The organism is Cellulomonas sp. P5_C6, assembly GCF_054049635.1.
Map to the genome: position 1 here is coordinate 1 of NZ_JBFULZ010000136.1, position 10,914 is coordinate 10,914.

The following is a 10,914-nucleotide window of genomic DNA, read 5'->3' on the forward strand; positions in this document are numbered from 1 at the left end:
ACGGTGAGCGCGAGCGCGGCGCCGAGGCGGAGCCGCCCGCCGCGGGCGCCGACCACCGGCGCGTCGGCGGGCCGCAGGGCGGCGATGGGGGAGACGCGCGTGGCCTCCCGGGCGGGCACCAGCGACGCGAGCACCGTCACCAGGGTGCCGACGAGCAGAGGCACGAGGACGACGGCGGGCGTGAGCTGGATGGTGTCGGGCAGCGGGACCCCGAGGTCGAGCCGGCCGAGCACGACGAGCGCGCTCTGCGCGAGCAGGGCGCCGAACACGAGCCCGACGACGGAGGCCGTCGAGCCGAGGATCGCCGCCTCCAGCAGCACGGAGCGGCGCAGCTGACCCTTGCCGGCACCGACGCACCGCAGCAGCGCGAGCGTCCGGGTCCGCTGGGCCACGAGCACCTGGAACGTGTTGGCGATGACCAGCGCGGCGACCAGCAGCGCGACGGCGGCGAACCCCAGCACGACGGTGACCAGGACGTTCCCGCCGTCGGAGAACTCGGCGACCGACTGAGCGGCTGCCTCGTCCTTGGTGAGCGCCTCGGCGCCGGGCACCAACGGGCCCACCTGGTCGCGGAGGGCCTCCGGGCTCACGCCGGGCCGGGCCGCGACGAGCGTGTCGGTGCCCAGGGCCGTCAGGGAGTCCACGCCGCCCCAGCGCAGCGCGTCCTGCGGGGTCACCAGGCCGGCACCACCCGACTGGGACCACGCGTCGGAGGGGTCGGTCGCGATGCCGGACACGACGACGTCCTCGTCGACGGTGCGCCACTCCTGGTCGGTCGAGTCGCTCGAGGCCGTCGCCGAGTCGCTGGGCACGGGAGCGGACCACCGGACCTGCACGTGGTCGCCGACGCCCACGCCCAGGGCGGTCGCGGTCGCTGCGGGCAGCGCGACCTCGCCGCTGCGGGTCGGGGTCGCGCCGTCCGACACCACGACGGACGCGAGGTGCGGCTCGTCCGACGTCGGCAGCATCAGCTGATAGCGGCTCTGACCGCCCTGACGGACCTCGACGCCGGTGGGTGCGAGGACCTCGGCCGCCTGCACGTCCGGGAGCGCGCGCACGGCGGCGAGCTGGGCGTCGGTGATCTCGCCGTCGACGACGATGTCGGCGTCGGCGTAGGTCGCGGTGATGGCGTCGTAACCCGTGCGGGTCATGACGTTGCCGGCCAGCAGCGTGGTGGCCAGGAACGCCGTGCCGATGGCGATGGCGACGGCGGCCGCGGTCAGCCGCCCGAGGCTGCGGCGCATCTGCGCCAGGGTGAGGCGCAGCATCAGATCCCCGCCTGGTCGAGCGTGCGCAGGGCCTCCAGGCCGGTCAGCACCGACTCGGGGGTCGGGTCGGCGATGTCGCCCGCGATGCGCCCGTCGGCCAGCAGCACCACGCGGTCCGCGTACGCGGCGGCCGTCGGGTCGTGCGTGACCATGATGATCGTGCGGCCCAGCTCGCGCACCGAGCGGCGCAGGAAGCTGAGCACCTCGGCCCCCGAGCGCGAGTCGAGGTTCCCCGTCGGCTCGTCGGCGAAGACGACCTCGGGCCTGGCGATGAGCGCGCGGGCGATGGCCACCCGCTGCTGCTGGCCGCCGGACAGCTCGGACGGCCGGTGCGTCAGGCGCTGCCCGAGCCCGAGCGTGCCGACCAGGGTGTCGAACCACTCCCGGTCGACGGGGCTGCCCGCCAGCTCGAGCGGCAGCAGGATGTTCTGCTCGGCCGTGAACATCGGGAGCAGGTTGAAGCTCTGGAACACGAACCCGACCCGGTCGCGGCGCAGGCGGGTCAGCGCGCTGTCGTCGAGCGAGGTGATCTCGGTGGCGCCCAGCCGGGCGGTGCCCGAGGTCGCCTGGTCGAGGCCCGCCAGCACGTGCATGAGGGTCGACTTGCCGGAGCCCGACGGGCCCATGATCGCGGTGAACGCGCCGGCCGCGAAGTCGACGTCGACCCCGTCCAGGGCCCGGACCTCGGCGGCACCCTGCCCGTAGACCTTGGTCAGCGACCGCGCGCTCACGGCCACGGTGGCGGGTTCCTGCGGGGCGTCCGCGTCGATCGGGCGGAAGACGGTGGTGTCCACGAGATGGCTCCTTCGAGGGCGGTGATGACGTTCCCGACGCTACGGAGCCGACCCGACCGGACGCATCAGGCCCCGGTCTGGTCGTCCGTCATCCCGTGGGCCCATCAGGCGCCCGGGCGGACCAGCCCCGTCTCGTACGCGACGACGACCGCCTGGACCCGGTCGCGCGCGTGCAGCTTGGCCAGGATGCGGCCGACGTGCGTCTTGACCGTGGCCTCGGCGACGAAGAGGTCCGAGCCGATCTCGGTGTTCGAGCGGCCCCGCGCCATGAGCACGAGCACCTCACGCTCGCGGTCGGTGAGGTCGGCGACGGCGAGCCGGGCGGGGTCGGTCGGCGTCCCCGGCTCGTCGGGCGGCAGCACCTCCACGAGGTGCTCGAGCAGCCGTCGGGTGCTCGACGGCGCGATGACCGCGTCGCCGCGGTGCACCGTGCGGATGGCCCCCAGCATCTCCTCGGGCGGCGCGTCTTTGAGCAGGAAGCCGCTGGCCCCCGCGCGGATGGCCGACAGCACGTACTCGTCGAGGTCGAACGTGGTCAGGACGATGACGCGGGGCGCCGGACGGTCCTCGGTGGCACGCGCGGTGATCTGCGCGGTCGCGGTCAACCCGTCCATGGTCGGCATCCGGACGTCCATGAGGACGACGTCGACCGGACCGGTCACCGTCAGGGCCGCGGGGTCCAGGGCGCGCACCGCCTGGGCGCCGTCGCCGGCCTCGAGCACCACCTCGAGGTCGGGCTGCGAGTCGATGACCATCCGGAAGCCGGCGCGCACCAGCTGCTGGTCGTCGACGAGGGCCACGCGGATGCGGTCGTCGCTCATCGGGCGGCCTCGTCCTGGGTGGTGCTCGGCACGGCGGTGGTCCTCTCGTCGGGCGGGCTGGGGCTGTCGCCGGGGGTGGGCAGCTGGGCGCGGACCCGGAAACCGCCGCCGGGGCGCGGTCCGGCGCTGACCGAGCCCCCGAACATCGTGGCCCGCTCGCGCATCCCGAGCAGGCCTTGTCCGAGCCCGTCGGAGTCCGCGGCGGCGCCCCGGCCGTCGTCGCTCACCTCGACGACGATGCTGCCGGGCAGCCATTGCACGAGCACCGTGACCAGGGGGTCGGGACCGGCGTGCTTGAGCACGTTGGTCAGCGCCTCCTGCGCGATCCGGTAGACCGTCAGCCCGGCCCCCGGCGGCAGGGTCCGGGGCTCCCCGAGACGGACGAGCGAGGCGCGCAGGCCGCTGGCTCGCAGCTGGTCGACCAGGGCGCCGACGTCCGACTCGGCGGGCTGCGGGGCGAAGCCCTGGCTCGTGGCGTGCCCGAGGCCGCCCGGTCCGGGGATGGTCGGCGTCGCGCCCGTGGTCGGGGCGGCGTCGGTGTTGCCCCGCAGCACGCCGAGCAGGCGGCGCATGTCCGTGAGGGCGGCGCGCCCGGTCTCGGCGATCGTGCCGAGCGCGCGGGTCGCGGCCGCCGGGTCGGCGTCGGCGGCGTACCGGCCGCCATCGGCCTGGGCGATCATGACGGTCAACGAGTGGGCCACGATGTCGTGCATCTCCCGCGCGATGCGCGCGCGCTCGGCCGCGGTCGCGATCTGGGTCTGCTGGTCGCGCTCGACCTCCAGCCGCTGCGCCCGGTCGACCAGCGCCTCGATGGTCTCCCTCCGCGACCGCCGGACCAGCCCGAACGCCCACACGGACAGGGCGACGACGGCGGTGAAGACGGTGGTCGCCGCGGCCCCCGGGGCGTCGAACCACCCGTTCATCCGGATGCCGAGCAGGACCGAGCCGACCAGCGCGCCGACGATCGCGACGCGGTGCGCCCAGCGGGGGCCGTGCACGGTGACGGAGTACAGCGCCACGAGCACGGCGATGTCGGCGGGCAGGATCAGCGGCGTGAAGAAGAGCACCTGCAGCAGCGCCGCGGTGTACACGGCGGCGGCCGACGCGGTGGGTCGCACGCGGCGCCAGGCCAGGGGCGCGACGACGGCGATCGACACGAGCGCGCTGGCGAACGTCCGGGTCGCGCCCAGCATCGTGCCCGACACGTCGGTGGCGGTCGCGACCATGAGGAGCAGCAGGAACCCGGTGCCGGTGGCGTCGACGGCGAACCGGTGCGCCTCCTCCCAGCGCAGCAGCCGTTCCCATCTGGTCACCAGACGAGGGTAGGTGCGGGCGACGACGGCGGCGTGCCCCCGGGGGACGACGCGCGCCGCCGCGCGGTCCTCCCGCAGGCGCAGATGGTTACGGGAACCTGTAGGCGCGCCCCCCTGGCGGTCAAGACCGTCCCATGACCTAGCATGGGCGAATGACCCAGGTGCTGCTGGCCGAGGACGATCCCGCGATTGCCGAGCCTTTGGCCCGCGCCCTCGGGCGTGAAGGTTATGACGTGCGCGTGCAAGGTACGGGTCAAGGTGCGATCGACGGTGCAGCGGCGGCGGACCTGGTCGTGCTCGACCTCGGTCTGCCGGACATGGACGGCCTCGACGTCGCCCGTGCGATCCGGAACCTGGGCCTGACCACGCCCGTGCTGGTGCTCACGGCGCGCGCCGACGAGGTGGACCTCGTCGTCGGGCTCGACGCGGGTGCCGACGACTACGTGACCAAGCCGTTCCGCCTCGCGGAGCTGCTGGCCCGCGTGCGCGCACTGCTGCGCCGCAGCGTCGGGGACCCGGGCGACGAGGACGAGCTGCACGCCCAGAACGTGCGGGTGGACGTGGCCGCGCACCGGGCGTTCCAGGGCGAGCGCGAGCTGCACCTGACGGCCAAGGAGTTCGACCTGCTGCGCGTCCTGGTCGGCGCGGCCGGCACCGTCGTCGCCCGCGAGACCCTCATGCGCGAGGTCTGGGGCTCCGACCCGACGGGCTCGACCAAGACGCTCGACATGCACGTCTCCTGGTTGCGCCGCAAGCTCGGCGACGACGCCAACGCCCCGCGCTACGTCACCACGGTGCGGGGCATGGGCTTCCGCTTCGAGACGGGCGGCGCCAGCGCCGAGCGGGCCTGACCTTTGCGTCGTCGCGTCCTGCAGGCGACGATCGCGGCCGTCACGGTCGCGGTGGTCCTGCTCGGCTTCCCCCTGGCGTTCCTCGGCGCCCAGCTGGTCCGCGAGAACGAGATGCAGTCCCTGCAGTCGCGCGCGGAGTCGGTCGCGCGGGCGGTCGACTTCCGCGTCGAGCAGGACATCCCGCTCACGGACCGGATGCTCGAGAACGCGACGGGCGACGCCGGCGACATCCAGGCCTCGGTGATCGTCCGTGCGCCCGACGGGGAGCTCTACCAGGCCGGCGACCGGATCCACGGCCGCAGCCTGTCGGTGCAGGTCGCGTCGGACACGGGCGCCACGGTCGTGCTCTACGTGTCGTGGTGGGACGTCTTCTGGCTCAGCGCCCGCGTGATCCTGCTGGTCGTCGTCGCGGCCGTCGTCGCCTTCGCCGCGGGCATCGCGATGGCCATCTGGCAGGCCAACCGCCTGACCGCGCCGCTGGTGTACCTCGCCGCGTCCGCCGAGCAGCTCGGGGCGGGTCAGGTGCGCCCGCGCCTCGAGCCGTCGGGCGTCGAGGAGATCGACCTCGTGGCCGCCGAGCTCGCCCGCAGCGCCGACCGGATGGCCGGCCGGCTGGCCGCCGAGCGGCAGTTCGCGTCGGACGCCTCCCACCAGCTGCGCACCCCGCTCACGGCCCTGTCGATGCGCCTCGAGGAGATCATGGTCGCCACCGACGACCCCTCCGTGAGCGAGGAGGCCCGCATCTCGCTCGAGCAGGTGGAACGGCTCGTGCGCGTCGTCGACGACCTCCTGGCCAGCTCGCGACGCCTCGCCGGGGGGACCACCGAGGCGGTCCGGCTGCTCGAGGTCGTGCACCAGCAGGAGGAGGAGTGGCAGCCGACGTTCGAGGCGAACGGTCGGCGGCTCGTCGTGGAGGTCGACCGCAGCACCCAGGTGCTCGCGACGCCGGGCGCGCTCGCCCAGGTCATCGCCACGCTGATCGAGAACTCCCTGCGGCACGGTGCCGGCACCACGACCGTGCGGTCGCGCCCGGGTGGGCCGTCGGGCGCGATCGTGGTCGAGGTGGCCGACGAGGGCGCCGGGGTTCCCGACGAGCTGGCGCCCCGGATCTTCGAGCGCGAGGTGACGTCCGGCAAGGGCACGGGGCTGGGCCTCGCCCTGGCGCGCGACCTGGCCTCGGCCGACGGCGGGCGCCTGGAGCTGGCACAGCGCCGACCCGCGGTGTTCGCGCTGTTCCTGTCCGGCGTGCCGGCGTCGCTGCGGCCGGACGTGGTGCTGCCGCTGGGTGCGGTCGTGTCCTCCCGGATGGACCGCCGTCGCCGCTGAGGCCTCAGGCGGGGGCGATCTGGCCCGTGAACACCCAGCGCTTGTACCCGACGTACCGCAGGACCGTGCCGATCGCGATGCCCAGCACCGTGGCGACGTTGTCCGCGAGGGGCGTGGTCAGGCCGAGCGTGTAGTGCGAGAACGCGAGCGTGAGGATCGGGACGACCGCGCCGACCAGGTTGACCCCGGTGAACACGACGAGCTCACGGGCGCGACGCTCGGTGCGCTGCCCGGAGAAGGTCCAGTGGCGGTTGCCCACCCAGCTGACCAGCGTCGCCGCGATGACCGAGATGACCTTGGCGGTGATCGGCTTGTGCTCGAGCAGGTGGCCGGGGCCGAACCGCAGCAGGTTGAAGAGCCCCAGGTCGACGATGAACGCGATGCCACCCACCGAGAGGAAGCGGGCGATCTCGTAGCCCCGCGCGCGCAGGGCGGCGATGCGGGACGCGGACGCGACCGGGACCTCGGCGACGGCCGGTCCGGCGGTCAGCTCGTCGCTCACGGAGCTCCTCGGGTGTCGACGGACCAGTCGGTCCCGTGAGGATAGCCCGCGATCCTGGACGTCACCTGACAGTCCCCGGGGCGAAGCGTTTCGGGGTGCCGGGGGCGCTCGACTAGTGTCGTCGCCCGTGACAGCACCCGTGGTGGCAGTGGTCGGCGGTGGGCAGCTGGCCCGCATGATGGCGCCTGCGGCGACGGCGCTGGGGCTGCACCTGCGGGTCCTGGTCGAGAGCCCGACGTCGTCGGCAGCCCAGGTCGTGGTCGACGCCCCCGTCGGCGCCGCCTCCGACGAGGACGCCATCACCCGCCTCGCCGACGGCGCGGACGCGTTGACCTTCGAGCACGAGCACGTGCCCAACGCGCTGCTGGACCGGCTGGAGGCCGCCGGCGTCGCCGTCCACCCCGACGCGGCCGCGCTGGTGCACGCGCAGGACAAGATCGTCATGCGGACCCGGCTCACCGCCCTGGGCGTGCCCGTCCCGGCCTGGAGCACGCTGCCCTCCGCGGCCGACCTCGCCGCGTTCCTCGCCGACCACGACGGCGTCGCGGTGGTGAAGACGTCGCGCGGCGGCTACGACGGCAAGGGCGTGCGCGTGGTGCGCGACGTGGCCGCCGTCGCGGACTGGTTCGCCGCCGCCGACCAGGGCACGGGGGTGCCGCTGCTGGCCGAGGAGAAGGTGCCGTTCACCCGCGAGCTCGCGGTCCTGGTGGCCCGGCGGCCGTCGGGGGAGATGCGGACGTGGCCCGTCGTCGAGTCGGTGCAGCGGGACGGGGTGTGCGCCGAGGTCGTTGCCCCGGCCCCGGACCTCGACCCGGCCACCCGGGCGGAGGCGCTCGACGTCGCCACCCGGATCGCCGAGGGCCTGGCCGTGACCGGGGTGCTGGCCGTCGAGCTCTTCGAGGTGCCCGGCACCGCCGGCGGACCCCCGCGCGTGCTGGTCAACGAGCTCGCGATGCGCCCGCACAACTCGGGCCACTGGACCATCGACGGCTCGGTGACCAGCCAGTTCGAGCAGCACCTGCGCGCCGTGCTCGACCTGCCGCTGGGCGACACCGGCCCCCGGTCCGCCTGGACCGTGATGGCGAACGTCCTGGGCAGCGCGCTGCCGGACCCGACGGACGCGCTGGCCGACGTGGCCCGCACGGACCCGGCGGCCAAGGTGCACCTGTACGGCAAGGAGGTGCGCGCCGGCCGCAAGCTCGGGCACGTGAACGTCAGCGGCGACGACCTCGACGACGTCCGTCGGCGCGCGGTTGCCGCGGCCGCGCTGCTGCGGGGCGACGCGTCCGCCTGACGCGAACACCGCGCCGGTGCGGGCACCCGCTGGGACATGATGAGCGCGGCGTCGCAGTGGCGGCGTCGGGGCGGGCGGACGGAGACGGTGATGGCAGCGCAGGCACTCGTGGGGATCGTCATGGGGTCCGACTCGGACTGGCCCGTGATGAAGGCCGCCGCCGACGCTCTTGCGGAGTTCGACGTCGCCGTCGAGATCGACGTGGTCTCGGCGCACCGCCAGCCCGAGAAGATGATCGCGTACGGCCGGTCCGCGGCCGACCGCGGCCTGCGCGTGGTGATCGCGGGAGCCGGCGGAGCCGCCCACCTGCCGGGCATGCTCGCGGCCGTCACCACGCTGCCGGTGGTCGGCGTGCCGGTCCCGCTGGCGTACCTCGACGGCATGGACTCGCTGCTGTCGATCGTGCAGATGCCCGCGGGCGTCCCGGTGGCGACCGTGTCGATCGGCGGGGCGCGCAACGCCGGCCTGCTCGCCGTGCGCATCCTCGCGTCGGGCGAGGGGGAGCAGGCCGCCCGCCTGCGTGCCGCGATGGCGACGTTCCAGGAGAACCTGCAGGGCCAGGCCGACGGCAAGGGCGAGCGGCTGCGGGCGCAGACGACGTCACGGCCGAGCGTGGGGTTCAGCGTCTGACCGTGTGAAGGGCTCGTGGGGGTGGCTCCCTCGGCGTGCGGGTCCGGCAGCGCCTGCCTAGCGTCGAGCGGATGACCACCGCCTCCCGACCGCGCCTCGCTGCCCTCGACGCGCTCCGCTTCGCCGCCGCCGCGGCGGTGGTGCTCTACCACTTCACCGGCCGGACGAGCAGCGCGTGGGGCCCCGGACAGGCCGAGCAGCTGGGCGGCGTGGGGCGATGGACCGGGTACGGCTCGCTCGGCCCGGAGCTGTTCTTCGTGATCAGTGGCTTCGTCATCCTCATGACGGCGTGGGGCCGGCCCACCGCGCAGGTCGTCGCCTCGCGCGTCGCCCGGCTGTACCCCGCCTACTGGGTCGCCGTGCTGGCCACGGGCGGGCTGCTGCTCCTCGTGTGGCCGCAGGGCAAGGCGATCACCGTGCACCAGGTGCTGGTGAACCTCACGATGCTGCAGTCCGCCGTGGGGGTCGACCACGTCGACGGCGTCTACTGGACCCTCTGGACCGAGCTGCGGTTCTACCTGCTGCTCGGGGTGTTCTCGCTGGTCGGCATCACGCGTCGGCGGGTGCTCGGTGTCGCACTGCTGTGGCCGTGGCTGGCGCTGCTCGCCGAGCGAGCGGGCGCCGACGGCCTGGCGACCGCGCTGATCTCGGACTACGCGCCGCTGTTCGCCGCGGGCATGGCCCTCTTCGTGCTGCTCCGCGACCGCGAGTCGGGACGTCGTTCGGTGCTCCCGTGGGTGGCGGTCGCGACGAGCTCGGGCCTGGYCGTCGCCCTCGTCGTGCCGTCCCGCGCGGCCGTCCTCGAGCGGACCACCGGGTACGTGCCGTCGACCTGGCTGCTCGCCGCCGCGGTGCTCGGCTGTGTGGCCGCCGTGGCGGTCGTGGCGCTCACGCCGGTGTCGCGCTGGGAGCATCCCGGCCTCGTGGCGCTCGGCACGCTCACGTACCCGCTGTACCTCGTGCACGAGTACTGGGGGCTCGCGGTCATCGGGTCGCTCGCGCACCGGGTGCCCGCCGCCGTCGCGCTGGCCGCGGCGCTCGTCGTCGTGACCGCACTGGCCTGGCTGGTGCACCGGTTCGTCGAGGTGCCGTGCGGCCCGCGCCTGCGCCGGGTGACGCTCGCCGCCCTCGAGCGGCCGCGCGCCGTGGTGCTCGACCGCGTGATGCGCGGCCCGCGCCTGCTGCAGGCGATGCCGTGACGCGTCAGGCGCCGGGCATCCCGCCGACGGGACCGGCCGGCAGGGACCCGTCCCGGATCGCCGCGAAGAACGCCGGGGTCGTGTCGGGGTCGAGCTGCACGGTGGAGCCGACGCCGCCGGGGCGGTAGTCGAGGCTCGCGATCGGCGGAGTGCCCGTGATGCCGCCGGCGCCGTTGGCGGCGCGGAACGCGAGCGCCAGCTTGGCCATGTCGACGATGCCGGTCTCGTCGCTCACCGTCAGCGCGGCCGTGCCGGCGTCGATGAGCGCGACCTGCTGGGACGGGTGGACCAGCAGCTGGCTGGGCCGGATCTTGCCCATGACGGCGCTGATGAGCTGGCGCTGGCGCTGGGCACGGCCGACGTCGCCCGTCGGGTCGGACTTGCGCATGCGGGCGAACGCGAGCGCCTGGACGCCGTCGACGTCGTGGCACCCGGGCGTCCAGACCATGCCCGAGTCGACGTCGTTGACCTCCGCGTCGTAGCAGAGGTTCACGCCGCCGACCGCGGTGACGATCTGCTCGACGCCGGCCATGCCGATCTCGGCGTAGTGGTCGACCGTGAGGCCCGTGAGCCCCTCGACGGTCTGCACCAGCAGCGGTGCGCCGCCCCAGGAGAAGGCCGCGTTGAGCTTCGCCGCGTCGTGCCCGGGGATCTGCACGTAGGTGTCGCGCGGCAGCGAGATGAGCGCCGTCGGACCGTGGTCGGGCACGTGCAGCAGCAGGATCGAATCGGTGCGGGCGCCCTCGGTGCCGTCGGCCTCGATGCCGCCGTCCGCGCGCGAGTCCGAGCCCGTGAGCAGGTAGGTGGTGCCGGGGGTGTTCGGCGCGCCGCTGAGGGCGGAGGTGTGCTGGACCTTGCCGTTGGCCCACACCAGCAGGCCGACGGGCCAGGCGAGCAGGGCCGCGAGGACCAGGAC

General features: G+C 74.5%; 11 protein-coding genes. 5 read left to right on the top strand and 6 right to left on the bottom strand.

Going from position 1 to position 10,914, the window contains the following annotated elements:
• From ACXJKG_RS14730 to ACXJKG_RS14745, 4 genes are all read right to left on the bottom strand, one after another.
• A partial coding sequence (locus ACXJKG_RS14730) for an FtsX-like permease family protein (RefSeq protein ID WP_456846498.1) occupies nucleotides 1–1,268 on the bottom strand: 1,268 nt, incomplete at its 3' end.
• Nucleotides 1,268–2,062 (bottom strand): ABC transporter ATP-binding protein, encoded by a 795-nt coding sequence (locus tag ACXJKG_RS14735; protein ID WP_456846499.1) that lies wholly within the window; start codon nucleotides 2,060–2,062, stop codon nucleotides 1,268–1,270. The genes ACXJKG_RS14730 and ACXJKG_RS14735, both read right to left, overlap by 1 nt.
• Nucleotides 2,063–2,166: 104 nt before the next feature.
• Nucleotides 2,167–2,883, bottom strand: a complete 717-nt coding sequence (locus tag ACXJKG_RS14740; RefSeq protein ID WP_456846500.1) for a response regulator — start codon at nucleotides 2,881–2,883, stop codon at nucleotides 2,167–2,169.
• A complete protein-coding gene (locus tag ACXJKG_RS14745; protein WP_456846501.1) occupies nucleotides 2,880–4,196 on the bottom strand; it encodes a sensor histidine kinase in 1,317 nt (438 codons plus the stop codon). Before ACXJKG_RS14745 ends, ACXJKG_RS14740 begins: the two co-directional genes overlap by 4 nt.
• Before the next feature lie 152 nt (nucleotides 4,197–4,348).
• On the opposite strand from ACXJKG_RS14745, the gene ACXJKG_RS14750 reads away from it, so the two are divergent.
• Both ACXJKG_RS14750 and ACXJKG_RS14755 read left to right on the top strand, forming a co-directional pair.
• Entirely contained in the window at nucleotides 4,349–5,047 is a 699-nt protein-coding gene (locus ACXJKG_RS14750) for a response regulator transcription factor (protein ID WP_456846502.1), read from the top strand.
• Nucleotides 5,048–5,050: 3 nt separating this feature from the next.
• Nucleotides 5,051–6,373: a sensor histidine kinase gene (locus ACXJKG_RS14755; RefSeq protein WP_456846503.1), complete on the top strand. Its 1,323-nt coding sequence runs from the start codon at nucleotides 5,051–5,053 to the stop codon at nucleotides 6,371–6,373.
• Nucleotides 6,374–6,377: 4 nt separating this feature from the next.
• Here the strand turns inward: ACXJKG_RS14755 and ACXJKG_RS14760 are convergent, their stop codons facing one another.
• The gene (locus tag ACXJKG_RS14760; RefSeq protein ID WP_456846504.1) at nucleotides 6,378–6,875 is read right to left on the bottom strand and encodes a GtrA family protein; all 498 of its coding nucleotides are present in this window, start codon (nucleotides 6,873–6,875) and stop codon (nucleotides 6,378–6,380) included.
• A gap of 127 nt (nucleotides 6,876–7,002) precedes the next feature.
• Between ACXJKG_RS14760 and ACXJKG_RS14765 the strand changes: the two genes are divergently transcribed.
• From ACXJKG_RS14765 to ACXJKG_RS14775, 3 genes are all read left to right on the top strand, one after another.
• On the top strand, nucleotides 7,003–8,169 hold the full coding sequence (locus ACXJKG_RS14765; protein ID WP_456846505.1) for a 5-(carboxyamino)imidazole ribonucleotide synthase: 1,167 nt from the start codon (nucleotides 7,003–7,005) through the stop codon (nucleotides 8,167–8,169).
• A gap of 90 nt (nucleotides 8,170–8,259) precedes the next feature.
• The gene (gene purE / locus ACXJKG_RS14770) at nucleotides 8,260–8,799 is read left to right on the top strand and encodes a 5-(carboxyamino)imidazole ribonucleotide mutase (protein ID WP_456846506.1); all 540 of its coding nucleotides are present in this window, start codon (nucleotides 8,260–8,262) and stop codon (nucleotides 8,797–8,799) included.
• A 71-nt stretch (nucleotides 8,800–8,870) separates the two neighbouring features.
• The gene (locus ACXJKG_RS14775) at nucleotides 8,871–9,998 is read left to right on the top strand and encodes an acyltransferase family protein (protein ID WP_456846507.1); all 1,128 of its coding nucleotides are present in this window, start codon (nucleotides 8,871–8,873) and stop codon (nucleotides 9,996–9,998) included.
• Between the two features lie 4 nt (nucleotides 9,999–10,002).
• On the opposite strand, the gene ACXJKG_RS14780 is transcribed toward ACXJKG_RS14775, so the two are convergent.
• Nucleotides 10,003–10,914 (bottom strand): LCP family protein (locus tag ACXJKG_RS14780; RefSeq protein WP_456846508.1); only part of this gene is annotated, 912 nt, incomplete at its 5' end.

Excerpts from the sequence above, each read along its gene's own strand:
- ACXJKG_RS14740 (WP_456846500.1), bottom strand. The coding sequence starts at position 2,883 with ATGAGCGACGACCGCATCCGCGTGGCCCTCGTCGACGACCAGCAGCTG.
- ACXJKG_RS14750 (WP_456846502.1), top strand. The coding sequence starts at position 4,349 with ATGACCCAGGTGCTGCTGGCCGAGGACGATCCCGCGATTGCCGAGCCT.
- purE (WP_456846506.1), top strand. The coding sequence starts at position 8,260 with ATGGCAGCGCAGGCACTCGTGGGGATCGTCATGGGGTCCGACTCGGAC.